The 24,966-nt window shown below is 74.7% G+C and carries 22 protein-coding genes; 12 read left to right on the top strand and 10 right to left on the bottom strand.

Translation table 11 applies throughout. The features are described 5' to 3' along the window. Positions 1–293: 293 nt before the first annotated feature. From ACIA8O_RS16605 to ACIA8O_RS16595, 3 genes are all read right to left on the bottom strand, one after another. On the bottom strand, positions 294–1,121 hold the full coding sequence (locus tag ACIA8O_RS16605) for a tyrosinase family protein (protein ID WP_396294539.1): 828 nt from the start codon (positions 1,119–1,121) through the stop codon (positions 294–296). A 48-nt stretch (positions 1,122–1,169) separates the two neighbouring features. Next, positions 1,170–1,595: a tyrosinase cofactor gene (locus ACIA8O_RS16600; RefSeq protein WP_396294538.1), complete on the bottom strand. Its 426-nt coding sequence runs from the start codon at positions 1,593–1,595 to the stop codon at positions 1,170–1,172. 390 nt (positions 1,596–1,985) lie between these two features. After that, positions 1,986–4,397 carry an ATP-binding protein gene (locus ACIA8O_RS16595; RefSeq protein WP_396294537.1) on the bottom strand — a complete coding sequence of 804 codons (2,412 nt, stop codon included), beginning with the start codon at positions 4,395–4,397 and terminating at the stop codon, positions 1,986–1,988. Between the two features lie 148 nt (positions 4,398–4,545). Here ACIA8O_RS16595 and ACIA8O_RS16590 point away from each other — a divergent pair, with 148 nt between their 5' ends. The 3 genes from ACIA8O_RS16590 to ACIA8O_RS16580 all read left to right on the top strand — a co-directional run bounded on the left by ACIA8O_RS16590 (position 4,546) and on the right by ACIA8O_RS16580 (position 9,185). Next, positions 4,546–7,368: an AAA family ATPase gene (locus ACIA8O_RS16590; RefSeq protein ID WP_396294536.1), complete on the top strand. Its 2,823-nt coding sequence runs from the start codon at positions 4,546–4,548 to the stop codon at positions 7,366–7,368. Between the two features lie 103 nt (positions 7,369–7,471). Next, on the top strand, positions 7,472–8,524 hold the full coding sequence (locus ACIA8O_RS16585) for a helix-turn-helix domain-containing protein (RefSeq protein WP_396294535.1): 1,053 nt from the start codon (positions 7,472–7,474) through the stop codon (positions 8,522–8,524). Positions 8,525–8,684: 160 nt separating this feature from the next. After that, complete coding sequence (locus ACIA8O_RS16580; RefSeq protein ID WP_396294534.1) at positions 8,685–9,185, top strand: hypothetical protein; 501 nt, start codon at positions 8,685–8,687, stop codon at positions 9,183–9,185. A gap of 63 nt (positions 9,186–9,248) precedes the next feature. Here the strand turns inward: ACIA8O_RS16580 and ACIA8O_RS16575 are convergent, their stop codons facing one another. Next, positions 9,249–10,883 carry an ABC-F family ATP-binding cassette domain-containing protein gene (locus ACIA8O_RS16575; RefSeq protein ID WP_396294533.1) on the bottom strand — a complete coding sequence of 545 codons (1,635 nt, stop codon included), beginning with the start codon at positions 10,881–10,883 and terminating at the stop codon, positions 9,249–9,251. Positions 10,884–11,255: 372 nt separating this feature from the next. On the opposite strand from ACIA8O_RS16575, the gene ACIA8O_RS16570 reads away from it, so the two are divergent. Continuing rightward, positions 11,256–12,884, top strand: a complete 1,629-nt coding sequence (locus ACIA8O_RS16570; protein ID WP_396294532.1) for a DUF6351 family protein — start codon at positions 11,256–11,258, stop codon at positions 12,882–12,884. Between the two features lie 220 nt (positions 12,885–13,104). Further along, positions 13,105–13,875 carry an alpha/beta hydrolase gene (locus ACIA8O_RS16565; RefSeq protein WP_396294531.1) on the top strand — a complete coding sequence of 257 codons (771 nt, stop codon included), beginning with the start codon at positions 13,105–13,107 and terminating at the stop codon, positions 13,873–13,875. Between the two features lie 109 nt (positions 13,876–13,984). Here ACIA8O_RS16565 and ACIA8O_RS16560 read toward each other — a convergent pair whose 3' ends face one another. The 5 genes from ACIA8O_RS16560 to ACIA8O_RS16540 all read right to left on the bottom strand — a co-directional run bounded on the left by ACIA8O_RS16560 (position 13,985) and on the right by ACIA8O_RS16540 (position 18,297). Then, positions 13,985–15,076, bottom strand: a complete 1,092-nt coding sequence (locus ACIA8O_RS16560) for an alpha/beta fold hydrolase (RefSeq protein WP_396294530.1) — start codon at positions 15,074–15,076, stop codon at positions 13,985–13,987. A 72-nt stretch (positions 15,077–15,148) separates the two neighbouring features. After that, a complete protein-coding gene (locus tag ACIA8O_RS16555; RefSeq protein WP_396294529.1) occupies positions 15,149–15,574 on the bottom strand; it encodes an Ohr family peroxiredoxin in 426 nt (141 codons plus the stop codon). Between the two features lie 37 nt (positions 15,575–15,611). After that, a complete protein-coding gene (locus ACIA8O_RS16550) occupies positions 15,612–16,445 on the bottom strand; it encodes an oxidoreductase (protein WP_396294528.1) in 834 nt (277 codons plus the stop codon). After that, on the bottom strand, positions 16,442–17,371 hold the full coding sequence (locus ACIA8O_RS16545; protein ID WP_396294527.1) for an alpha/beta fold hydrolase: 930 nt from the start codon (positions 17,369–17,371) through the stop codon (positions 16,442–16,444). Before ACIA8O_RS16545 ends, ACIA8O_RS16550 begins: the two co-directional genes overlap by 4 nt. A gap of 17 nt (positions 17,372–17,388) precedes the next feature. Then, the gene (locus ACIA8O_RS16540) at positions 17,389–18,297 is read right to left on the bottom strand and encodes an alpha/beta fold hydrolase (protein ID WP_396294526.1); all 909 of its coding nucleotides are present in this window, start codon (positions 18,295–18,297) and stop codon (positions 17,389–17,391) included. A gap of 238 nt (positions 18,298–18,535) precedes the next feature. Between ACIA8O_RS16540 and ACIA8O_RS16535 the strand changes: the two genes are divergently transcribed. The 5 genes from ACIA8O_RS16535 (at position 18,536) to ACIA8O_RS16515 (ending at position 23,028) form a co-directional block, all read left to right on the top strand. Continuing rightward, positions 18,536–18,964, top strand: a complete 429-nt coding sequence (locus ACIA8O_RS16535) for a hypothetical protein (protein WP_396294524.1) — start codon at positions 18,536–18,538, stop codon at positions 18,962–18,964. Positions 18,965–19,153: 189 nt separating this feature from the next. After that, positions 19,154–20,584 (top strand): NAD(P)/FAD-dependent oxidoreductase, encoded by a 1,431-nt coding sequence (locus ACIA8O_RS16530; RefSeq protein WP_396294523.1) that lies wholly within the window; start codon positions 19,154–19,156, stop codon positions 20,582–20,584. 5 nt (positions 20,585–20,589) lie between these two features. Continuing rightward, positions 20,590–21,084 carry a nuclear transport factor 2 family protein gene (locus ACIA8O_RS16525; protein ID WP_396294522.1) on the top strand — a complete coding sequence of 165 codons (495 nt, stop codon included), beginning with the start codon at positions 20,590–20,592 and terminating at the stop codon, positions 21,082–21,084. 207 nt (positions 21,085–21,291) lie between these two features. Next, entirely contained in the window at positions 21,292–21,687 is a 396-nt protein-coding gene (locus tag ACIA8O_RS16520) for an SsgA family sporulation/cell division regulator (protein ID WP_396294521.1), read from the top strand. Positions 21,688–21,813: 126 nt separating this feature from the next. Next, on the top strand, positions 21,814–23,028 hold the full coding sequence (locus ACIA8O_RS16515) for a saccharopine dehydrogenase family protein (RefSeq protein WP_396294520.1): 1,215 nt from the start codon (positions 21,814–21,816) through the stop codon (positions 23,026–23,028). A 75-nt stretch (positions 23,029–23,103) separates the two neighbouring features. On the opposite strand, the gene ACIA8O_RS16510 is transcribed toward ACIA8O_RS16515, so the two are convergent. Further along, a complete protein-coding gene (locus ACIA8O_RS16510; protein ID WP_396294519.1) occupies positions 23,104–23,340 on the bottom strand; it encodes a hypothetical protein in 237 nt (78 codons plus the stop codon). Between the two features lie 161 nt (positions 23,341–23,501). On the opposite strand from ACIA8O_RS16510, the gene ACIA8O_RS16505 reads away from it, so the two are divergent. Both ACIA8O_RS16505 and ACIA8O_RS16500 read left to right on the top strand, forming a co-directional pair. Next, positions 23,502–24,071, top strand: a complete 570-nt coding sequence (locus tag ACIA8O_RS16505; RefSeq protein WP_396294518.1) for an RNA polymerase sigma factor — start codon at positions 23,502–23,504, stop codon at positions 24,069–24,071. Beyond that, entirely contained in the window at positions 24,068–24,898 is an 831-nt protein-coding gene (locus tag ACIA8O_RS16500) for a zf-HC2 domain-containing protein (protein WP_396294517.1), read from the top strand. Before ACIA8O_RS16505 ends, ACIA8O_RS16500 begins: the two co-directional genes overlap by 4 nt. Positions 24,899–24,966: the final 68 nt, after the last annotated feature.

Raw genomic sequence — 24,966 nt, 5'->3', positions numbered from 1 at the left:
CTGCTGGCTGGCGAGGACGTCGTCTCGCTGTCCCACTGGATGGGGCACTCCTCGCCCACCATCACCTACAGCACGTATGCCCACTTCATGCCGCAGCGGGATCGCCGCGGCCGGGACGCGGTCGACGCGTGGCTGAGCAGCCACTGGAAATGGATCTCTACGTGGGCTCTACGGCCCCCTGAATCTGATGGTCAGAGCGGCCCACCCGGTGGCGGAAGTGCCACGGGTGGGCCGCTCCTTCATTCAGCTGCGATTGATATTCATGCAGCTCAGGTGCCCTGGTTGACGTTAGGTCAGAAGCCGGTGTCGTAGGTGTAGAGGGCGGTGTGGTCGAGCATGTCGGCCGGGGTGACGTTGTTCCAGGGCTTCATGGTGTCGTTGAGGTCGACCACGTTGGTGGTGCCCGCGGCGGGGAGGTAGGGGGAGGAGGGGTGGAGCTTCTGCCACTCGGACCAGAGCTTGTCGATGAAGCAGTGGTGGAGCCAGAAGACCGGGTCGTTGGGCGACATGCCGGTGCTCATCATGCCGCCGACCCAGACGTGGACGCGGTTGTGGAGGTTGACGCCGCGCCAGCCCTCGAGGTTGTTGCGGAAGCCGGCCGAGGTGCTGTTCCACGGGGCGGCGTCGTACTCGGCGATGGCGAGGACGCCGGTGGCCTCGGTGCGGGTGGGGAGTTGGGCCACCGAGGTGCCGAGGGAGCGGCGCAGGTAGTTGCGGCTGTCAGGGCGGACGGTGAGGGTCCAGTTGCCGGTGGAGTAGGCGAAGGGGCCGGTGGTGACCTGGCCGTCGCTGCTGCGGCCGTTGCCGCCCATGAAGTCGGCGCCCCAGATGGTGGCGCCGGTGGTGCGGTCGGCGGTCCAGTCCCAGTAGGGGAGGGTGACGCTCGGGTCGATCGCCTGGAGCGCCTGCTCGAACTGGAGCAGGAAGCGGCGGTGCCAGGGCAGGAAGGACGGCGAGCGGTGGCCGACCCGCTCGCCGTTGTCGGTGTCGCTGACGATGAACTGGTTGTGGGTGCTGACGAAGGAGTCGTAGCCGCCGTTGGCCTTGAGTGCGAGCACGGCGTTGACGAAGGCGCGCTTCTCCTGGGCCGTCAGGGTCGCCTGGTTCTTGCGGACTGCCATGAGTCCCCCCTTGTACGAGAGTTGGTGGTGGTGGAGAGGGTGTGCGGGTCAGGCGACGGCGACCGGGACGAGCGTGGCGCCCTGGAGGTCGTTGACGGCGGCGCGGGCGAGCGCGCGGGGCGTCGCGAAGGTCTGGTAGTGGTTGACCACGCTGATCCAGCTGCCGTCGGCGTTGCGCATCATGTGCAGCTCCTCGCCGTCGATGCGCACCTCGTAGCCGGTGCCGCCGCCCTCGCCGCCGGTGGTGCCGTGGTGGTGGCCGCCGGTGTGGGCGACCGGGCGGCCCTGGATGCGGCGGCCGTGGAAGATCTCGTCGAAGGTGTCGGACGCGCCGGGGTCGGCGGCGGTCGCGGAGTCGCCGCCGGGGCCGACCAGGCCGAGCCCGAAGGCGCCGGCGGCGGCGGTCAGCGCGACGGCCGAGCCCTGCAGCATCCGACGGCGGGTCAGTTCCGAGGTGTGGGTGGTTTCGGACATCAGAGTTACCCCCTTGGGCGCACCGGTGGTGTTGGGGCGCCATTCATCAAGCAGTGCAGAAACGTTAATGCGAAGGAATCTCAAGATCACCCTCGCTGTTTCGATGCTTTCAAGCGGAGGTGGCCTGCGGAACTGCCGATCGGCGGGGGTCGATAGGAGGTGGCCTGATCGAGCCACCGGACCCGGGGCCACCCCTCGGGACGGGCCGTAAGATCTTCATGCTCTTCACTGAATGATCATCAGAAGAGGAATGATCTTCACTCTGTGTAGCCGGTGCGCCGAAGATCCTTCTGTGGCGCCCCCGGGGGCGTGACCTGCGGTGAGCTCGCTCACTGCCGAAGGATGGCGCGATGAGGAGCACTCACGATCATGAACCGGTCACGGAACGTGTCATGCCCCGGTCGGTTCGCCCGCAATCCGGTCGGCGGCGGCGCGCATGGCCCCGGCGCGGGGGTTGCCGAGGGCGGTGAGGAGCTCGGCTGCGCGGAGCCAGGAGGCCCGGGCGGCGGCGCTGTCGCCCAGGTCGTGCTGGGCCCGGGCCAGGTGGTCGAGCACCTCGGCCTGGTTGTAGTGGTTGAGGACCTCTCCGTAGAGCCGCAGCGAGACCTCGAAGTGCCGTACCGCCTCCGGGAGTTCACCGAGGCGGTGGAGGGCGTAGCCGATGCTGTCCCAGGTGGCGGCCTCGCTGAAGGTGTTGCCGGTCCGCTGGAGCAGCGGCAGGGCCTCGCGGCAGCTGGCGATGGCCTCGCGGTGCCGGCCGAGGAGGGTCGAGTACCAGCCCACGGCGTTGAGCTCGCGGGCGACGGGGTTGGGGTCGTCCAGGGTCCGGTAGATCGCCAGCGCGGCCCGGGCGTGGTCGAGGGCCTCCGCGTGCCGCTGCTGCCTGCCCCGGACCCAGCCGAGGCTGCGGAGCGCGTTGGCCCGTTCGAACGGGGCGAGTTGGCACAGGTGGCGCTCGATGTGGCCGAGGGCCAGATCGGCCTCCTCGCTCCGTCCCGCCTCGGAGAGGGCCCGGCCCAGGGCGGCCGCGGCCTGGCTGATGGCCACCGGGTCGTCCAGCAGGAGGGCGGCGTCCAGGGCCAGTTGCTGGATCTCGATCTCGTCGGCCCACTGGCCCAGCGCGGAGAAGTAGGGGACGCAGTCCTGGGCGAGGCTGCTCCGGAAGTGCAGCAGCCGGGGGTCGTCGTTCCGGCGCAGCGCGGCCAGGATGGTGCGCTCCTCCTGGCGGAACCAGGCGAGCGCCCCTTCGCGGTCGTCGAACGGCAGCAGGACGACGCCCGGCGCGGGCGTGTGGTCCAGCTCGTGGATGGTGCGGGTCTCCCAGGCCCGGACGGAGGCCCGCGCGTTGTGCCGCAGGTAGTCGAGCAGGCGCAGCTCGGCGGCGTACCGGTCGTCCCCCTCCTGGTGCAGCAGTTCGGCGGCGTGCTCGCGCACCAGGTCGTGCAGGACGAACTGCCCGGCCGCGTCCCGGCCGAGCAGACTGGTCGAGATCAGCGAGCGGAGCAACCGCCGTGCCCGGGAGGGCGGTTCGGCGGAGGCGGAGGCCGCCGCCTCGGTGGAGAACGAGGGGCCGGGCAGCACCGCGAGGTGGCGGAAGAAGCGGGCGGCCTCGGGGTCGAGGGCGCGGTAGGACCAGGAGAAGACCGCCCGGACGTCGGTGTGCGGGTCGTCGGTGGTGAACTCGTCCAGGCGGGTGCGGGCCCGGGTCAGTTCGCCGGCCACCGCCCGCAGGCCGAGGGCCGGCTCGGCGCCGAGGCGGGCCGCCAGGATGGCGACGGCCAGCGGCAGCCGCCCGCAGAGCTCCACCAGTTCGGCGGCGGGGGCGGGTTCGGCGGCCACCCGTCCGGTGCCGATCCGGGCGGCCAGCGCCGCCAGGCCCTCCTCGCCGTTCCACGGGGCCAGGTCGACCAGCACGGCGTCGTCGGTGGCCGCCAGCCCGGTGAGGTGGTGGCGGGAGGTGATGACGGTCAGACAGGTCGCGGACCTCGGGAGGAGGGGGCGGAGCTGCTGCGAGTCGCGGGCGTTGTCCAGCAGCAGGAGCATCCGGCGGCCCGCGATCCGCTCCCGGAAGGCGGCCGAGCGCCGCTCGACCCCCTCGGGGACCTCGGCGGCGGGGACGCCGAGGGCGCCGAGCAGGCCGGACAGGGCCTCGGCGGGGTCGAGGTGGTCGCCGGAGGGGTCGAAGCCGCGCAGGTTGAGGTACAGCAGGCCGTCCGGGAAACGGTCGGCGTGGCGGTGCGCCCAGTGCACGGCCAGGCTGGTCTTGCCCACTCCGGCGAGACCGCTCACCGCCACCAAGGGCGGGTGGCCGTCGGCGGTCAGCGCGGCAGCGGCGAGGCGGGCGAGGGGCTCCGCGCGGCCCCGGAACGACCGGAGGTCGGGCGGGAGTTGACGCGGCACGGGGAGGGGCGTCGGTTCGCCCGCGTCCCTCGCGTCCGCAGCCCCCGTCGCGCCCTCCTCTCCTGCCACGCCCTTCGTTCCCGCAGCCCCCGCCGTTCCTGCGGCTCCCGTTGTTCCCGTCGCACCCGCCGTCCCCGTCGCGGCGGCGGCAGGCGCGGTGGCCCCGGTGCGGGTGGTACGGGCGGTGCGGGCGGCCTCGGTGAGGGTGCGGCGCTCCTGCTCGTCCAGCGGCAGGGCGTCCAGCAGCTCGGCCAGGGTGCTGAGCCGGGGCACGCTGCGCCCGCGCTCCATGTCCCCGATCGCCCGCACGCTGACGCCCGACGCCGCCGCCAGCCCCTCCAACGTGAGCCGGGCCCGTTCGCGCGCCCCCCGCAACAGCCCGCCGAACTCCGTCCGCTCCACCTTCGTACCCCCTCGACCCGCCCCCGCACGGAGATCATCTCACCGACCGGCCCGGGAACTGCCCGCGAACCGCCTGCCGACTGCCTGGTCACCGGGGGGCCGGCCGGGGAGGCTGGGGGCGGCAGAGCCGGGGGAAGGAGTAGCAGCGGTGGAACACCTCACCACGTCCATGGTCGGCCGGGAGGGCGAACGGGCGGTGCTCGCGGCGTTCCTGACGGCTGCTCAGGGCCAGGCCCTGGTCCTCAAGGGGGAGACCGGCGTCGGCAAGAGCGCCCTGCTGGAGCACACCGCGCAGCGGGCGGCCGCCACCGGTCACCGGGTGGTCCGCGCGGTCGGCGTCGAGGCGGAGTCCGAACTGCCCTTCGCCGGCCTGCACCAGCTGCTCCACCCACTGCTCCCGTACGCCGAGGGGCTGGACGCCGCCCACCGGACCGCCTTCGACGTGGTCTTCGGCCGGAGCCGGGAGACGCCGCCGTCCGTGATGACCCTGGGGATCGCGGTGCTGGACCTGGTCGCCGTCGCGGCGGAGCGGGAGCGGCTGCTGCTGGTGCTGGACGACGGGCAGTGGCTGGACGCGGCCAGCACGGAGGTCTGCGGGTTCGTCGGGCGGCGGCTGGCCGGCACCACCGTGAAGCTGCTGGCCGCGCTGCGCCCGGAGAGCTCGGCGGGCTTCGACGCGGCGGCCCTGCCGCTGCTGCCGGTGCCGCCGTTGGACGGTGCCGCCGCGGAGCAGCTGCTCGACGGACGGCACCCGGCGGTGGACCCGCGGGTGCGCCGGCAGGTCCTGGACCAGGCCCGGGGCAATCCGCTCGCCCTGCTCGAACTCCCCGCCTACCTGGGCGGGTTGGCGGAGGGCGAGCTCGGCGCCGGGCAGTCGGCGGTGCCGCTGCCGGACCGGTTCCGGCAGGTGTACGGCGCGCGGATCGCCGGGCTCGGGGCGGCGGTGCGGGCGGAGTTGCTCCGGGGCGCCCTGGACGGCGTCAACGCCGTCGCGGTGCCGGCCGGCGAGGCCTCGGCCGGCGGTGTGGGGCCGGCCGTGCGGTACCGGATGCGGGACGTGGAGGCGGCCGCGGCCGCCGGGCTGCTGGACCAGGACCCGGTGAGCGGGGAGTTCGCCTTCCGGCACCCGCTGGTGCGGTCGACGGTCGTGCGCCTGGCCACCCCGAACGAGCGGCGGGCCGCGCACGCGGAGCTCGCCCGGGTGCACCGCGACGCGGTCGAACGGCGGGCCACCCACCTGGCGGCCGCGGCGGTCGACCCGGACGAGGAGGTCGCCGTCGCGCTGGAGGAGGCGGCGGCCTCGGCCACCCGGCGCGGGGGCGCCGCCGCCGCGGTGACCTGGCTGACCCGGGCGGCCGAGCTCAGCCCGCTGGCGGCGGACCGCACCCGCCGGCTCGGGGACGCGGCCTTCGTGGCCGGGCACGCCGGGCTGCTCGACCAGGCCCAGCGCCTGGTCGGCGCCGACCGGGTGCCGGGAGGGGCCGGGACCACGGCCTCGGCGCTGGCCTTCGCGTACGCGGTCCTCTACGAGGACGGGGACGTGCGTTCGGCCCACCGGCAGTTGGTCGCGGCCGCGGAGCGGGTGGGTGCGGCCAGTGCGGTGGATGCGGCCGGTACGGCGGGTGCGTCGGGTACGGCCGGTTCGTCGGAGGAGCTCGTCCGGGTGGTGAACCTGCTGCTGGGGGTCAGCCAGTACGCCGGCGACGCCGCCTCCTGGCAGCGGACGCACCAACTCGTCGACTCCCTGGGCGACCTGCTGCCCGCCCGTTCGCGGATCTACCAGGACGCGTGGTCCGACGTGGTGCGGCGGGGCACGGGCGTCGCCGAGCGGGTGGCCGTGGCGTACACCGCCTACCCGGACCTCGACCCGTGGGACATCACCCGGCTCGGCGTCGCCGCGTACCACGTCGACCACCTGAGCCACTACCGGACCTACCTGCTGCGCAGCGTCGAACGCGAGCTGCGGACGGGCGCGGTCGGCAACGGGATGACCATGCTCCACCTGATCCTGCTCGACCGGATGGCCTCCGGCGAGTGGGAGGCCGCCGAGCAGACCGGGCAGCAGGTGCTGGAGCTGACGCTGGCCCACGGGAACCTCCTCTTCGCCCAGCAGAGCCGCGCGTACCTGGCCCAACTCGCGGCGCTGCGCGGGGACGTGGAGCGGGCGCGGGAGCTCCAGGCGGTGGTCGACCGCTGGGCCCGGCCGCGGCGGATCGGCTTCCTGACGCAGATCACCGAGGCGGTGGCGACGACGGCGGCGCTGAGCGAGGGGGACTACGAGGCGGCCTACCTGTGCGCGATCGGCATCACCGCGCCGGGCACTTTCGAACCGTGCTCCCACCAGGCCCCGCGCACGCTGCTCGACCTGGTGGAGGCGGCGTTGCACACGGGGCGGGGCCCGCAGGCGCGCGCACACGCCCTGGCCGCCCGGGACGCCGGGCTCCCCCGGATCTCGCCCCGGCTCGCGCTCGCCACCCACGGCGCGCTGGCCATGACGGCGGAGGGCCCGGAGGAGGCCGCCGCCGCGTACCGGCGGGCGGAGGACCACCCGGCCGCCGCCGACTTCCCCTTCGAACTGGCCCGGGTGCGGCTCGCCCACGGCACCCACCTGCGCCGGCACGTCGGCCCGCGGGCCGCCCGCCCCGTGCTGGCGGCCGCCGCCGAGACCCTCGAACGCCTCGGTGCCCGTGCCTGGGCCGAACGCGCCCGGGCCGAACTCCGCACCTGCGGCGCCCCGGCCACGGCCGGCACCGCCCCGACGGCCCCCGACGCCTCGGCCCTCACCTGGCAGGAACGCCGCATCGCCGACCTCGCCGCCACCGGCCTGACCAACAAGGAGATCGGCGAACGCACCCACCTCTCCCCGCGCACCGTCAGCTCCCACCTCTACCGCGTCTTCCCCAAACTCGGCATCACCTCCCGAGCCGCCCTCCGCGACGCCCTCGCCTCCCTCCCGGCGGACCGGTCGTAGGACCGCGACGCCGTCCGACACCCCGTCACATGGACAATTCATTGATGTTCATCGGACAATCGGGCACCGTTCAGCCGGTGATCGTTCGAGGGGGAAGCACGACATGGGACGCCGAGAGGCTCCGCTGGATCCGGAGGGCGGGCCGCTCACCGGATTCGCCTTCGACCTGAGGGAGCTGCGCCGCACCGCCGGCTCGCCCTCCTACCAGGAACTGGCCCGGCTCACCCACTACGCCGCCTCCACCCTGGCCGCCGCCGCAGCCGGGCGGAAGGCGCCGAGCCGGGCGGTGCTGGCCGCGTACGTCGACGCCTGCGGCGGTGACGTCGAGGCCTGGGAACGGCGGCGGCTCGCGCTGGCGGCGGAGGTCCGGACCGACGAGGGGTCAGGTGCCGTCCCGGACGATCCGGTTGCGGGCCCTGGTTCTGACCCCGGGTCCGGGTCCGGGGCCGAGCCCGAAGCCGAAGCCGGGCCGGTCCCGGTAGCAGGCCCGGTCGGCACGGCCCGGCCGGCCGGTGGGCGGCGGGTGTCCGGGCTGCTGCGCCGGCTCGGCTCACTGGGTGCCGCGGCGGTGCTGCTGCTCACCTGCGCCGCTTCGCAGTCACCCGACGCGGACACCACCGACCACCGCCGCTGGCTGCGGCTGGGCACCGACGTGCCCGAGCGCTACCGGGGGCTGATCGTCCGGGCCGGCACGCTCTGCGCCGCCCCGCAGGTCTCGCCGGCCCTGGTCGCGGCGATCCTCAAGGCCGAGAGCGGCTTCGACCCGCACCTGCACGACCCGGCCCGTGACGAGTACGGCATCGCCCGCTGGACGCCCCGGGTGCTCCGCTACTACCTGCCGGAGGACGAGCAGCGCAGGGTGCCGGTGCCGCCGTTCGACGAGCGGACCTCGATCCTGGCGCTCGGCCGGATGCTCTGCACGCTCGCCCCGCAACTGGAGGGGGTGGCCGGCGACCCGGTGATGAACCTGGCGGCCGCGTACCGGACCGCCAGCTGGGTGGTGCAGCAGCAGAACGGGGTGCCCGACCGGCTGCGCCCGTACACCGACGTGGTCCGGGGGCACCTGCTGGCGTACGCGCCGGAGCGCGGCGCCTGCCTGCCGTACGCGGCCGGTGCCAGCTCCTACCCACGGGCGTGCGCGCCGTTCGCGCACTGACCGGAAGGAGGGCTCCGCGGATTGTCCGGTGATTGTCCGTCAATTGTCCGACGGGCCGCTGACCGGCCGAAACGCGGTCCGGCATGCGGTTGTCTGGTGCCCGGCGCCGAGCCGGTCCGGCCCGGCGTCACCGAACCGCGAACGAGGGGGAACCACACCCGTGTCCACGCACCGCATCCGCAAGGGCCTCACGGCCGCCGTCACCGGCCTGGCCGCGCTCGCCGCCGTCCTGGTCTCGGCGCCCGGCGCCGCCGCCTACGACGGCAGCCCCTGCCACAGCCCCACCCAGCGCAGCCTCACCAACCCCTACAACGGCCACACCTCGACCGAGACCGTGAGCTACTGCCCGCTCTGGCGCGGCAACGTCCCGGTGTACGCCACCCGTGACCTGAACAGCGGCATCGTCGGCTACCTGGTCTACGGCGGCTCCTCGAACTGGTTCGTGTTCGAGAAGCAGGGCGCCACCGTCAACCTGGGCGGCGCGGTCAACAACTGGTGGGCCAGCACCCTCGCCGACAACGGCAAGTGGGGCTGGGTCCCGGAGGTCTACTTCTCCGGCGGCGACAACTACGAGGACGACCGCGGCCTCTACATGCCCGGCGACGTGGCCTGCGTCTGGCCGTGCAGCGGCCAGTTCCCCACCGCCCCCTGGCGCGCCTGACACCACCCCGACAGCCGCAGGCCCCCGATCGCCCCACCGACCGGGGGCCTGCGGCTCCGTGGTTCACGCGCCGGGAGGTGCCGCCTCGGTGAGGGCGCCGTCGGCGAGGTGGAGGCGGCGGGTGGTGCCGATGGTGGTGAGGAAGCGCTCGTCGTGGGAGACGACGAGGAGGGCGCCCTGGTAGGAGGTGAGGGCGCTCTCCAGTTGGGCGAGGCTGACGAGGTCGAGGTTGTTGGTGGGTTCGTCGAGGAGCAGGAGGTGAGGGGCGGGGGAGGCGCAGAGGATGCAGGCGAGGGTGGCGCGGAGGCGTTCGCCGCCGGAGAGGGCGTGGACGGGGAGGTGGGCCTTGGGGCCGCGGAAGAGGAAGCGGGCCAGCAGGTTCATCCGCTCGGCGGCCGGGAGTTCGGGGGCGGCCAGGGCGAAGTTCTCCGCGACGGTGAGCCCGGGGTCGAGGAGGTCGAGGCGCTGGGAGAGGTAGGCGATCCGGCCGTCGGCGCGGCGGAGGTGGCCGTGCGAGGGGGCGAGGTCGCCGAGCAGCAGGCGCAGCAGGGTGGTCTTGCCGGCGCCGTTGGGCCCGGTCAGGGCGATCCGCTCGGGGCCGCGGACGGTCAGGTCGATGCCGCCGGGGGCGAAGAACGGGGCTCCGTCGCGGGTGAGTTGGAGGCCCTCGCCGACGAAGAGGTCACGGCCGGCGGGGACCTTGGTGTCGGGTAGTTCGAGGACCAGCCGCTGGTCGTCGCGCAGGGCGCGCTCCGCCTCGTCGAGCCGGGCCCGCGCCTCGCCGACCCGGCCCGCGTGGACCTGGCCGGCCCGGCCGGCCGACTCCTGGGCGCCGCGCTTCATGGTGCCGGCGAAGATCTTCGGCAGCCCGGCGCTCTTGAGGTTGCGCGCGGCGTTGCTCGCCCGCCGGTCGGCGCGTTCCCGGGCTTGCTGCAACTCCCGCTTCTCGCGCTTGAGTTCCTGCTCCGCGTTGCGGACGTTGCGCTCCGCCACCTCCTGCGCGGACCGGACGGCCTGCTCGTAGGAGGTGAAGTCGCCTCCGTACAGCTGGAGTTCGGAGCTGCCGAGTTCGGCGATCCGCTCCATCCGGTCCAGCAGGGCCCGGTCGTGACTGACCAGGAGCAGGCAGCCGGAGAAGCCGTCCAGGGCGTCGTACAGCCGGTGGCGGGCGGCCAGGTCGAGGTTGTTGGTGGGCTCGTCCAGCAGCAACACATCCGGCCGGGCGAGGAGTTGGGCGGCGAGGCCGAGCTGGACGGCCTGGCCGCCGCTGAGCGTCTCCAGCCGCCGGTCCAGGCCGATGCCGCCGAGGCCGAGGCGTTCGAGCTGGGCGGTGCAGCGCTCCTCCACGTCCCAGTCGTCGCCGATGGTGGTGAAGTGCTCCTCCGAGACGTCGCCGGACTCGACGGCGTCGATGGCGCGGATCACCTCGGCGACGCCGAGCACTTCGGCCACCGTCCGGCCGGCCGAGAGCGGCAGGTCCTGGGGGAGGTGGGCGGCGGTGCCGCTGATGGTCACCGTCCCCGCGGTGGGCGTGAGCCGGCCGGCCAGCAGGCGCAGCAGGGTGGACTTGCCGGAGCCGTTGGGCGCCACCAGACCGGTGCGGCCGGCGCCGAGGGAGAAGGAGAGGTCGTGGAAGACGGGGGTGTCGTCGGGCCAGGAGAAGGACAGGTGGGAGCAGACGACGGAGGCGTCGGACATGGGAGGACCCCGGGAGTGGGCAGGGCGGAGCGGACTCCGCCGGAGGGACGGGAGACTGGGGGAAAGAGGTACGACGAACCGGGCCGCTGCGCCGGGTGTCCACCACCCGCCGACGGCCTCAGGACCGGGTCTCACCCGGAGATGTCGTCGTCACCCGCCATGTCTGCCTCTGCTCGTGTTGCCGATGGGTCTGTCGTTCGTTCGCCAGCGTAACAGGACGGTTCGACGGTCCGTCGACTGCTTTTTCCCGGTGTGTCGAAGCAGCCGTCACCCGCCGTCATTTGACGGATCCTCAGCGGGGACGGTGCGCGGGAGCGTCGTCCCCGACCGCTCCGGGGCCTGCGCCGGGGCACCTGACGATGGGAACCCCAGATGAACCGACGACTCGTCGCGGCCCTCGCGGCCGCCGTCCCGCTGGCCGCGGTGGTGTACGCCCCCGGTGCCTCCGCGGCGGCACCGGGGGCGGTACCGGTGGCGGCACCGGCCACCGGCTGTGCGGCCCCGGTGGTGAAGGCCCCGGCCGGGACGGCGGTCGAGCGGACGGACGCCGTCGCCCGCGCCGCCGGGACCTTCGAGGTACCGGCCGTCTTCCCGCTGCCGGGCGCGCAGATCCCCGACGTCCCGGCCTTCTGCGACGTCACGGTGACCCTCACCCACCCCGGCCAGGGCGACCACGCCACCGTCCGGGTCTGGCTGCCGCAGCAGGGGTGGAACGGCAGGCTCCAGACGGTCGGCGGCAGCGCGTACGCCGCCGGGGACTACGGCACGGGCCTGGCCGCCGCGCTCAAGAGCGGCTACGCGGCCGCCACCACCGACGCGGGCGTCTCCAGCTACATCGACGCCGGCTGGGCCCTGACGGCCCGGGGCACGGTCAACCGGCCGCTGCTGGAGAACTTCGCCTCGCGCTCGCAGCACGAGGCGGCCGTGGTGGCGAAGGACGTGATCGCCGGGCACTACGGCCGCGGCGCCTCCTACGCCTACTTCAACGGCTGCTCCACCGGCGGACGGCAGGGCTACGCGGAGGCCCAGAAGTACCCCGAGGACTACGACGGCATCCTCGCCAACGCGCCCGCCGTGCACTGGGACGAGTTCGAGGTGGCCACGCTCTGGCCGCAGGTGGTGATGAACGAGGCCAGGACCTATCCGAGCGCCTGCGAGTTCAAGGCCTTCACCGATGCCGCCGTCCAGGCCTGCGACCGACTCGACGGAGTGAAGGACGGGTTGGTGACCGACCCGGGACGCTGCGACTACGACCCGGGCCGGCTGGTCGGCACCGTGGTGGAGTGCGAGGGCCGGCCGGTGACGGTCACGGCGGCGGACGCGGAGGTGGTGCGGCGGATCTGGGACGGGCCGCGCTCCGCCTCGGGGAAGCGGCTGTGGTCCGGCGTCCCGGTCGGCGCCGACCTGGGCGGCGGGCTGGCCGGCACCCGGGTCGACGAGGCGACGGGCGCACGGGTGGGCGCGCCGTTCCCGGTGCCGGCGGCGTGGGTGAACACGTGGGTCAGGAAGCAGCCGGGGGCCGACGTCTCGACGGTGGGCTCCGCGGAGCTCGCGCGGCTGTTCCGGCAGTCGCAGACCGAGTTCGACCGGGTGATCGGGACGGACGACCCGGACCTGTCCGGCTTCCGGAAGGCCGGGGGCAAGCTGCTCACCTGGCACGGCCTGGCGGACCAGTTCGTCCCGGCGGACGGGACGGTCCGGTACCGGGAGGCGGTCGAGCGGCGGATGGGCGGTGCGAAGCGGACCGACGAGTTCTACCGCCTCTTCCTGGCACCCGGCACCGCGCACTGCGCCCTGAACACGAGCGTCGGCGGCACCGACGCGCTCGGCGCGCTGACGGCCTGGGTCGAGCAGGGCAAGGCCCCGAAGACCCTCCCGGCCGCCCTGACCACCGCCGACGGACGGACCGTCAACCGGGACCTGTGCGCCTACCCGCAGCTCCCGCGCTACCGGGGCCACGGCGATCCGGCGGAGGCGGCGAGCTTCCGCTGCGCCGGCTGACACCGCGTCATACCGGCTGACCCCTTTTCCGGTCCGCACCTCGTTCCGGCCCGCACCTCGCTCCCCGAGGTGCGGGCCGTCGTCGTCAGGGGGTCGTCGGTGGACGATCACTTCAGTCATTCGACTGATCCTGGAGGGGGGTCGGGTACCGGAGGCTGGGACGGTCCCCCGATTCCTTCCTCTTCCTTCCTTTCCTTTCCTTCCTTCCGGAGGTCCCGTTGTGATCCGCACCCCCGTCCTGTTCATCCACGGCGTCTGGCTGCACGCGAGCTCCTGGGAGTGCTGGGCCGAGCACTTCACGGGCCACGGCTACCTAGCCCACGCCCCGGGCTGGCCCGGTGAGCCGGCCACGGCGCGGGAGGCGCGCGAAGTGCGGGGCGGCCCGGGGGGCGTGCCCGACCTGGGGCTGGACGAGCTGACGGGGCACTACGCCGGGATCGCCCGCTCCTTCGAGGTGCCGCCGGTGCTGGTCGGGCACTCGGTCGGCGGGCTGGTGGTGCAGCACCTGCTGGGGGACGGCGTGGGGCGTGCAGCGGTGGCGCTCGCGCCGGCGCCGATCAACGAGGTCGAGCTGCGGGGGCGGGAGTGCGCGCCGGAGGGCGCGGGTGGTGTCGTCGAGCTCTCCGCCCCGCGCTTCCGCGAGCTGATCGGGAACACCGTCGGCCCGGAGGAGGCCGAGCGCCTCCACGAGCGCTACGCCGTCCCGGCGCCCCGCCGCCTGGTCGAGGACGTGCTGCTCCACCGCAGCACCGCGGTGGACACCGCCAACCCCGCCCGCGGCCCGCTGCTGCTGGTCTCGGGGCAGGAGGACCGGCTGGTCCCCGACCGGGTGACGCGCACCGTCTACAAGCAGTACGGCGACTCCACCGCCCCGACCGACCTCAAGCAGTTCGCCGACCGCGGCCACTCGCTCACCATCGACAGCGGCTGGCGCCCCGTCGCCGACCACGTCCTGGGCTGGCTGACGGAGCGTGGCATCCGCCCGCGGTGAGCGCGGGCCGACGCGCCCGATACGTCCGACGTGCCCGACGCGCCGAGGGCCCCACCATCGGATGGTGGGGCCCTCGGCGCGTCGGGTGTGTGCGGTGCGGGGTCCGGGGTCAGAGGCGGGTGGCGTCGACCACGGCCTGGGCGAAGGCGGTCGGGGCCTCCTGGGGGAGGTTGTGGCCGGTGGTGGGGAGGGTGCGGTGGTCGTAGGGGCCGGTGAACATGGCGCGGTAGGAGGCGCCGTCGCCGGGGGCGGTGAAGGGGTCCAGCCCGGGGTCGAGGGTGATGGTCGGGACGGTGATGACGGGCCGTCGGGCGAGGCGGGCCTCGAACTGGTCGTAGCGGTGCTCGCCCTCGGCGATGCCCAGGCGCCAGCGGTAGTTGTGCACGACCACGGCGGCGTAGTCGGGGTTCTCGAACGCGGCGGCGGTGCGGGCGAAGGTGGCGTCGTCGAACTGCCAGGTGGGGGAGACCTGTTGCCAGACGAAGCGGGTCAACTCGCGGCGGCGGTCCGGGTTCTGCATCGCCCGCTCGCCGCGCTCGGTGGCGAAGTAGTACTGGTACCACCAGGTGTGCTCGGCGGCCGCCGCGATCGGGTTCAGCTGGGCGGCCCGGTCGGTGATCAGGTAACCGCTCACCGAGACCAGGGCCTTGACCCGCTCGGGCCAGAGCGCCGCCAGGATGTCGGCGGTCCGGGAACCCCAGTCGAAGCCGGCCAGCACGGCCCGGTCGATCCCGAGGGCGTTCATCAGGGCCAGCACGTCCAGGGCGACGGCGGACTGCTGGCCGTTGCGGAAGGTCCGGGAGGAGAGGAAGCGGGTGGTGCCGTGGCCCCGGAGGTAGGGGACGATCACCCGGTGGCCGAGGTCGGCGAGGAGCGGGGCGACGTCGGCGAAGCTGTGGATGTCGTACGGCCAGCCGTGCAGGCAGAGCACCACCGGGCCGTCGGACGGCCCGAGTTCGGCGTAGCCGACGTCGAGGAGCCCGGCCCGGACGTGCTTGAGGGCGGGGAAGGTGGTGTGGGTGCCCGGGGTGACGGTGGGGACGACGACCGGGGTACGGGCCGTACCGGATGCGGACGCGGACGCGGACGCGGGAGCGGAGGCGGCGTCGGAGGCGAAGGCGGCCGGGAGGCCGGCTCCGGTCAGGGAGGCGGCGGCCGCCCCGGTGCCGAGGGCCTTGGTGAAGGTGCGCCTGGTGAGCATGGGAAGCCTTTCGTGCGGGGCCCGGGCCGGTCTGCGGGAGGCCGGCCCGGGCGACGGTGTGGTGCGTGGGGGTCAGACCGCGACGGCCTTGACGGTGACCGGGATGTTGCCGCGGGTGGCCTTCGAGTACGGGCAGAGCTGGTGCGCGGCGGCGCCCAGCTCCTCGGCCGTGTGCTGCTCCACGCCGCCGAGTTCGAGGTTGAGCACGGCGCTCAGGCCGAAGGCGTCGTCCTCGCCGTGGGTCAGCGTCGCCTCGACCGTGACGCGGGTACTGGTGAGCCGGACCTTGCGGGTGGCGGCGGCCCGGCGCACCGCGCCGAGGAAGCAGGCGCCCCAGCCGGCCGCGAAGAGCTGCTCGGGGTTGGTGGCCCCGCCGGCCCCGCCGAACTCGGCGGGTACGGCGAGCGCGGTGGTGAGCAGGCCGTCGCTGGAGGCGACCTGGCCGCCGTTGCGGCCCTCGCCCGTCACGGTCACCGTGCCGGTGTAGCTGACTGCCATGGTGTTCTCCTTCAAGTGATGGGTCGTGAAAGGGGGTTCAGGAGGGGAAGTCGGCCGAGCGGCTGGCCTCGGCCCAGCGCTCCGTCTCGGCCTCGCGGGCCCGGCCCGCCGCCAGGGCGGCCGTCACGGCGTGGGCGCCCAGCAGGAGCCGGCGCGGCGGGTCCGGGCGGCCGACCACGTCGAGGACCACCCGGGCGGCGCGGTCCGGATCGCCGGGCTGGGTACCGTCGTTGGCGGCCCGGTAGGCGTTCATCGCGCCGACCGTCTCCCGGTAGTCCTCGCCCACGGCGTGCAGCTCCATCGAGGAGCCCTGCCAGTCGGTGCGGAAGGCGCCCGGTTCGACGATGACCACCGCGACGCCGAACGGTGCCACCTCGGCGGCCAGCACCTCGGAGAAGCCCTCCACGGCGAACTTGGCGCTCTGGTAGGCCCCCATCCCGGGCGTCCCGCCCACCCGGCCGCCCAGGGAGGAGAACTGCACGAAGGTGCCCGCGCGTTGGGCGCGCAGCACGGGCAGGGCGGCCCGGGTCACGTTCACCACGCCGAAGAAGTTGGTCTCCACCTGGGCCCGGAAGTCCTCTTCCGCCATCTCCTCGACGGGGGCGCTGTTGGCGTAGCCGGCGTTGTTCACCACCACGTCCAGCCGCCCGAAGGCCTCGACGCCGGCCCGCACCGCCTCGCGGGCGGCGGCCGCGTCCGTGACGTCCAGGGCCACCGCCCTGATCCGCCCGCCGTGACGCTCCACCAGCTCGTCGAGCGCCTCCGGCCGCCGGGCGGTGGCGACCACCTGCCCGCCCGCCGCGAGGACCGCCTCGGTGAGGCTCCGCCCGAAACCCCTGGACGCGCCGGTGACCAACCAGGTGCCGGTCACGGCCTGCCCCCTTCCGCCGGGTCGCGCGGTGCCCGCACGGGCACCGCACGGACGAACGCGCGCACCGCGTCGGCGAACACGGCGGGCTCCTCCAGATGGCCGAAGTGGCCGCTCTCCGGAAGCACCGTCAGCCGCGATCCCGGCACCAGGGCGTGGAGTTCGCGCGCCCACCGCGGCCCGCAGACGACGTCGTACCGGCCGACCACGACCAGGGTCGGCACGGTGAGGAAGGCCAGGGCCTCCCGGTCGTCGATCAGGTCGGGGGCGCCGTGCTCGTCCAGCGGCGAGATGTAGGTGCACCGCACCCGCTCGCGCAGTCCGCCGAACTCCTTCTCGCGGTCCCAGTAGTGGGCGAAGTAGACCGGCAGCAGCGCGCGCAGCGCCGCCGTGATCTCCTCGTCGTCGGTGACCGTGCCGGCCGCGTGCAGACCGGCCAGGGCGGCGGGGAGTTCGGGGTGCGCCGCGTTGCGGGCGACGAACTCCCCGACCCGGGTGGCGGCTTCGGCCTGGTGCTCCGGGCCGGTCACCGGCGCGCTCTCGTACAGCACCAGCCCGTGCAGCCGTTCGGGGTGGTGGAGGGCGAAGTGCTGGGCGACGAAGCCGCCGTGGGAGTGGCCGAGCAGGAACACCCGGTCCAGGGCCAGGCGGTCGAGCAGGGCGGTCAGGCTGCGGGTGATCCGGGCCCGGGTGTAGCCGTCGGGGTGGGAGGGCAGGCGCTGCGAGCCGCCGGTGCCCAGCGGCTCCACGTAGACCACGGTCAGGAACTCCTCCAGGGCCGGTGCCCTGAGGTACTCCCAGTCGGCGCCCGGTCCGCCGGGCACGGCCAGGCAGACCGGGCCGCTGCCGTGGACGTGGTAGCGCTGTGCCAGGCCGTCCACCGTGAGGAGGTGCGGGCCGGGGGAGAGGTGGTCGTGGTTCTCGTTCATTCTCCTTCTCCGGAAGGTCAGTTGGCGGAACGGGTGGTACGGGCGGCCTCCTCGACCACCCGGGCCACGGTGCCCGGGTGGGAGACGGCGACGGAGTGCGAGGCGGCCACCTCGGTGACGCGGGCGTGGGCGCGGCGGGCCATGAACAGCTGGGCGGCGCGCGGGATGTTGAGGTCCTCCGTGGTGACCACGTCCCAACTGGGCTTCTCCTTCCAGGCGGCCACGGTGGCCGCCTCGTTCAGCGCGGCCTCGGCGATCGGCCGCTGGGTGGCGGCCATCAGCGCGGCCTGGCCGGCCGGGACGTCCGCGGCGAACTGGTGGTGGAAGGCGTCGGGGCGGATCGAGAGGTCGGTGGTGGTGCCGCCGCCGGGGAGCGTGTAGGTGACGGAGTCGAGGGCCGACCCGAGGGTGGAGCCGGGGAACTTCCCGGACAGCCCGAGCGCGGTCTCCCCGGCCTCGGGCAGGAACGCGGCCACGTACACCAGCGCCTTGACCTCCGGGTCCCCCGCACCGGCGGCGCTGATCACCGAGCCGCCGTAGGAGTGGCCCACCAGGACCTTCGGCCCGGGGATGTGCCGGATCACGGCACGGACGGAGGCCGCGTCGGAGGCGGGCCCGCGCAGCGGGACGGCCGGGGCCACCACCGGGTAGCCGTCCGCCTGGAGGCGCTTGACGACGCCGGCCCAGCTGGAGGCGTCGGCGAACGCGCCGTGCACCAGCACGATGGTGGGCTTGGCGCCCGCCGTGACCGCGGTGGCGGCGGGGGCTGAGTCGGGGGCGCTCGCGCTGGCGGTGCCGCCGACCACGGCCGTGGCCAGCGCGGCGCTCGCGGTGGCCACCAGTACCGCCTTGGCCGTCTTGGCCGTCTTGGCCGCCTTGGCCGTCGCCGCCGGGCGGTGGGTGCGGGCGTTCTTCTCTGCTGCCATCGGAGTGTTCCTTTCGAGGGGCACCCGGGGTGCCGTGGATCTCGGGATGCCCACACCCTCGCCCCGCCGACGGCGCCCGGAGATCCGTCAGTTGACGGTCGGAGCCGACGCACCGTCATGACGTCGGCCGACGGTCGCGTCCGGCGTCAACTGACGGATGCGGGGGCGGGGGCGGCCGCACCAGGGTGGGAGCCGCCGGGCGGCCGCCCGGCGCACCACCCCGCTCACCGGAGGTCCCGTGACCGTCGTCAGCTTCCACCTCGTCTCCTCGCTCGGCCCCGCCGAAGTCCTGGACGTACTCACCGACTTCAGCCCGGCCAGGGCGGAGGCCTGGCCCTCCATCGACGCGGCGCACTTCGCGGTGCACGGCCTCGGGGAGGGCTGGGCCGAGGTCACCGAGGGCACTGCCGCGGCCTGGGAACGCGCCCGCTACGACTGGCGGCCCGGGGGCGACGAGGTCACCGTCACCACGCTCGACTCCAAGCTCTTCGGCCCGGGCGGGGGCTGGCACTTCCGGCTGACGCCCGAGGGCGGCGGCACCCGGGTCGACGTCCGGCTGACCAGGACGCCCGGCACCCTGAAGGGGAGGCTGCTGGCCTCGCTGCTGCCGGTGGTCGCACCGTCCGCCCTGCGGAAGTCCTTCGCCGGTCCGCTGAAGGCGATCTGACGGTCATTCGGCAGGCGGCCGGGCCGGCCACGGGGCGCGGGTCGGCGCAGGGGGCGGGCGCGTTCCCGGGGAGTGCGCCAACTGGTACGAGGACGCCACCGCTGGTGCTGTCCCCGTGCCCGGCGCGGCGGTAGCGTCGGCTCGACTTCCCGCAGGCGGCGGGCGATCGGCGGGCGATCGGAGGCGGCGGTGGACCCAGTGCGGAGCGGCAGCCGTTCGGGGACGGGGCACGCCGTGGTGCTCGGAGCGGGCATCGGCGGCCTGTGCGCGGCCCGGGCGCTCTCCGGGCACTTCGAGCGCGTCACCCTCGTCGAGCGGGACACCTTCCCGGGAGCCCCCGCCGTCCGGCGCGGCGTCCCGCAGGGCGCGCACGTGCACTCGCTGACGGCCGCCGGGGCGGAGGTGCTGGACGGCTTCTTCCCCGGCTTCGTCGCCGAACTGGTCGACGGGGGCGGCACGTTCGCGGGTGCGCTGGACGAACTCGACATCGTCTTCTTCGGCTCCCGGCTGCGGCAGGTGCCGCTCGGCAGGGTGCTCCAGGTGAGCCGGCCGTTCCTGGAGGACCGGCTGCGCGAGCGGGTCGCCGCCCTGCCCGACGTCAGCCTGCGGCAGGGCTTCGAGGCCGCCGGGCCGATCACCGCCGAGTCGGTCACCGCTGGGCCGGTCACCCCCGACGGTGCCCCGGCGAGCGCTGCCCGGGCGGGTGGCGTCCGGGTGAGCGGCGTACGGCTGGCGCGGGCCGGGACGGCCGGGTCCTTCGAGGACCTCGCGGCCGACCTCGTGGTGGACGCGATGGGGCGGGCCGGACGCGGCGCGGCCTGGCTCAGGTCGCTCGGCTACCCGGCGCCGGCCGAGAAGCGCCTGCACGTCGACGTCGGCTACGCCAGCCGCCGCTTCCGGGTGCCCCCGGGCGGGCTGGGCGCGGCGAAGGGCGTGCTGGTCGGCGCGACCCCGGCCCGCCCGCGCGGCCTGGTCCTCACCCAGCAGGAGGGCGACGCCTGGGTGCTCTCCCTCTACGGGTTCGGCCGGGGCAACCACCCTCCGGAGACGCCGGAGGAGTTCCTCGCCTTCGCCGGGGCCATGCTCCCCGCCGCCACCCGGGAGGCACTCGGGACGGCCGAGGCGATCACCGGGATCTCCTCCTTCAAGTACCCGGACTGCGTCCGCCGGGAGTACCACCGGCTGCGCCGGGTGCCCGAGGGCCTGGTCTCGGTCGGCGACGCGGTGTGCAGCCTCAACCCGATCTACGGGGCTGGCATGACGGTCGCCGCGCTGGAGGCGAGGGCCTTGCAGACCTGCCTGGCCGACGGCCCGGAGGGCCTGCCGCGGCGGTTCTACCGGGAGGCCGCCCGGGCGGTGCGGCTGCCATGGCTCTTCTCGACCATGGCGGACCGGGCCATGCCCCAGGTCCCGGGGACCCACCCCGCCGTGGCCCGTCTGCTGGGAAGGGCCTTCGGGGCGACGATGCGGGCCGCGGCCGCCGATGCCCGGGTCGCCACCAGCGTCTGGAACGCCGTCAGCCTGAGCGGTTCACCGGCCGGGCTCGCGCACCCCCTGGTGACGGCCTCGGTGGTCCGGCACTGGTCACCCGGGACGGCGACCGGCCCAGGGAAGGGATGAAGCCCGTGCAGCAGCAGTTCGACGAGGGTGAGCGGAAGGCGTTCGTGGAGCGCTGGGTGGTGATGTGGAACTCGCCCACGGCACCGAGCGACGCCATGGCCTACTACACCGAGGACGCGGTGATCGAGGACAAGGCCTTCGGCCACTCCTACCGCGGCCACCGGGAGTTGAACGAGTACTTCCGGCGGGCGGGGGACCTCTTCGCCGACATCCACGCCGTCCCGCTGGACGTGCTGGTCGGCCCCGCGCACGCGCTGGCCCACGTGCAGTACACCGCCACCCTCCGGGAGCCGTTCCTCTGCCTCCCGGAGTCCAGCCGGGGCAAGCGCTTCTCCCTCTACGTGATGAGCCTGCTCGAGTTCGCCGAGGACGGGCGGATCGCGCGCGGCGTGGACGCCTACGACCGCACCTCGGTCCTCCAGCAGCTCGGCGCGCTCCCCGCCACCCTCGTGCCGGACACCTCCGGCACCCCGTTCGCCGACACGGCGTCAGCCGGCTGACGGCGCCCGGCGGCCCGCCACCGCTCCTCCTCACGGGGGCGGGCCGCCGTCGGAGGCATGTTCCGCCGATGACGGGGCAGGCGCGCCCCGGCGGCCGGGACGGACGTCGGATGCCAGATGTCGTACATCGGACGTGCCGGATATGCCGGATGTACCGGGCATGCCGGACGTGCCGGGCCCGGTGCGGGGACGAGGGGAGAGCGGTGGATGACGGACTTGATCACGGCGCGGACGGCGATGCGCCACCACATCGGGCGGCGCGCGGACGTGCCGGTGGAGCTGTACTACAGCACGGGCGACCCGTGGGCGGTCCGCTGCTACTTCCCCAAGGAGCCGGTCCCGGTCTTCTGGGCCTTCGGCCGCGACCTGCTGGCCGAGGGTCTGGTCGGCCCGAGCGGCGACGGCGACGTGCACATCAGGCCGGTCGACGGACGGACCACCCTCCTCATGCTCCACGGCCCCGCCGGGGACGGCACGGCCGTGCTGCGGGCCCCGACCAGGGACCTCGCCGCCTTCCTCGCCCGCACCCACCGGGTGGTCCCGCCGGGGACCGAGAGCGGGCTGGTCGACTGGGACCGCTGCGTCGCGCGGCTGCTCCGCTGAGCCGCCGTCCGGTGGGCCCCCGACGGTGGACCGGGTGGCCGCGCGGGCGTGGTCGTTGACAGCGCCACGGCGGGCTCCTAGCGTGGCGCAGTCGATTACCCGCGAGTAGGTAGGCAGGGACCGTTGATGGCCGAACCGCGCCCGTACGACCTCGTCCTGTTCGGCGCCACCGGGTTCACCGGCGGACTCACCGCCGAGTACCTGGCCGCCGCCGCCCCCGAGGGCTGCCGCTGGGCCCTCGCCGGGCGCGACCGGGGCAGGCTCGCGGCCGTCCGCTCCCGGCTGGCCGAGATCGACCCGCGCTGCGCGGACCTGCCGCTGCTGGTCGCCGACGCGGCCGACCGCGAGGCACTGCGCGAAGTCGCCGCCTCCGCCCGGGTGGTGATCTCCACGGTCGGCCCGTACCTGCGCCACGGCGAGCCGCTGGTGGCCGCGTGCGCGGAGAGCGGCACCGACTACGTGGACCTCACCGGCGAGCCCGAGTTCGTCGACCGGATGTACCTGCGCCACCACGAACGGGCGGTGGCCAGCGGCGCCCGCCTGGTGCACGCCTGCGGCTTCGACTCCGTCCCGCACGACCTCGGCGTCCTCTTCACGGTGGACGAACTGCTGCGCCGTGGCGGCCCGTTGGGGCACCTGTCGGTGGAGGGCTACGTCCGGGTCGGCGGCACCGTCTCCGGCGGCACCTTCGCCTCGGCGCTGCTCGCCTTCTCCCGGCCGCGGGCGATGGCCGGTGCGGCGAAGGCGCGGCGCGCGGCGGAGCCCTGGCCGCAGGGGCGGCGGATCCACACCCCGATGGGCGGGGTGCGGCGGTCGGTGCCGGCCCGGGCCTGGGTGGTGCCGATGCCCGCGATCGACCCGCAGGTGGTCGCCCGGTCGGCGGCGGGGCTGGCCGAGTACGGCGAGGAGTTCGGCTACACGCACTACGCGGCGGTGAAGCGCCTGCCGATCGCCCTCGGCGGCATCGCGGCGGTCGCGGGCATCGCGGTCGCCGCCCAACTCCCCTCCCTGCGGCGGCTGCTGGGCAGTCTGCGCAAGCCCGGCGAAGGCCCGAACGAGCAGCAGCGGGCCCGGAACTGGTTCACCGTCCGCTTCGCGGCCCGTACGGACGACGGCCGTGCCGTCCTCGCCGAGGTCTCCGGCGGCGACCCCGGCTACCAGGAGACCGCCAAGATGCTCGCCGAATCCGCCCTCTGCCTCGCCTACGACGAACTCCCGCCCACCTCAGGCCAGTTGACCACGGCGGTCGCCATGGGCCGCCCCCTGATCGACCGCCTGCTCAAGACCGGCATCACCTTCCGCGTCCTCGACGGCTTGCCGTCCGCCGCCCCGGGCCGCTGACGGCCGACGCCGCGCACGAGCCGGGGCCGCGCACGGGCCGGAGCCGACCGGGGCCCCTGCGGCGGCACGGCGGGGTCAGTCGTTGTCGTAGGAGTGGTCCCAGGGGATCGTGCGCGCGGGGGCGTCGTCGGTCGGCGCCGAGCGGGTGGAGCCCGGGTGCCAGCTGGCGGTGTCGCCGGGGCCCAGCTCCAGGACCAGGCCCTCACCGTCCAAGTGCGGTGAGCCGTCCGGCCGTTCGAGCCCGAGGAACTCATGGCCACCGGGGCCGATCCGGTACCAGCCTGCCTGCTCTGCGGTCCATGCGTCGTCCATCTCCGGAGCGTAGGTGCACGCACCGTCCCCGGCCGGGATGCAACGCCGAGGTGTCGGCCAGGTCCACCCGAAGGGGTCAGGGCGCCGTTCGCGGCCGGGGTGGTGTGGCGCAGGTCACCTGATTTCGAGAACCCGGGGGCGGTTCCCGCCGTCTGGCAGGTGTGAGATCACGCAGGAGGGCGCCCGAGGCGCTGGAGACGGTGGACGAGGAACGCCTCGTCCGGCTGGTGGCGCGCGGTGAGCGGGCCGCCTTCGACGAGCTGTACCGGCGGACCGCGCCGTGGCTGGCGGTGCGGCTGCGGCGGCGCTGTGCCGACGAGCAGATCGTCGCCGAGGTGATGCAGGAGACGTACCTCGCGGTGTGGCGCGCGGCCGGGGCGTTCACCGGGAGTGCGGTGGGCGGGTCGGCGGTGGGGTGGCTGTGGACCATCGCCGCGCGGCGGCTGGTGGACGCCTTCCGCCGCCGGGCGCACCACGCCGAGCCGCCGGTGGCGGCCGCGGAGCGGACACCGGCGCCGGGCGCGGAGGAGGAGGCCCTCGCGGGGACGGTCGGCGGTGACGTCGGCGACGCCCTGCGGCGGCTGGCGCCGGAGCTGCGCGAGGTGCTGCAGGCCACGGTGCTCGATGGGCTGACGGTCCGGGAGACGGCGGTGCTGCTCAGACTGCCCGAAGGCACGGTCAAGACCCGTGCCCGCCGGGCCCGGATCGCGATGCGGAAGGCACTGACATGAGGGCGGACCGCAAGGGTGCGCAGGTGGAGCACGCCTCCGAGCAGTTGATCGGCGACTACGCGCGGGGCGGTACGGAGCTGCCCGCCGACACGGTCTGGGCGCTGGAGGCGCACCTCGAAGGGTGTGCGCCGTGCCGGGGCCGGTTGGCGGCGTCGGTGAGCACCGGGGCACCGGAGCTCACCGCGCTGCTGGACACCGTACGGGCCGGTCTGGAACCGGAGTTGGTGACGGCACCGGCCCCCCTCCGCCGGAGGCCGGGCCGGGCCTCGGCCTGGCTCACCCCGGCGATGGCCCCGTGGCTGGCGATGACCTTCGCCGTCACCGCGCTCGCCCTGGTGCTGGACCGGGCCGGGCCGCCGGGCCTGTTCGGCGGGGTGTCGCCGCTGCTGCTGCTCGCGCCCGTGCTACCGCTCGGCGCGGTCGCGGCCTCCTGGTCGAGCGCCCTCGACCCGGCGCACGAGCTCACGGCCACCACCGCCCGGGCCGGACTGCCCCTGCTGCTGCGCCGCACCACGGCGGTGCTGGCCCTCGTCCTGCCGCTGCTCCTGCTGGAGGGGTGGCTGACCGGGGCCATGGCGGCCGCTCAGTGGCTGCTGCCCTCCCTGGCGTTCACCTCCGCCGCCCTGGGCCTGGGCACCTTCGTCGGCGTGACCCGCGCCGCCGCCGCCCTGGCGGGCGGCTGGGCACTCGCCGTGCTGGCGCCCGCCGCGGCCGTCGGCCACCCCCTCCTGGTCCCCGGGACGGACCAACTCCCGCTCTGGGTCGCCCTGCTGGCCCTCGGGGCCGCGGTGATCACCCTGCGCCGGAACGCGTACTCGACGCGGTGAAGACCCACCCGAACCCGAACCCGACCCCAAACCTGACCCCGACTCCGACCTCGAAAGGCACGCAGCAC

The sequence above is a fragment of the Kitasatospora sp. NPDC051853 genome, from assembly GCF_044452665.1.
GTDB lineage: Bacteria > Actinomycetota > Actinomycetes > Streptomycetales > Streptomycetaceae > Kitasatospora.
Note: the sequence above shows the minus strand (reverse complement) of the source record. Positions and strands in the feature narration are given on the sequence as shown.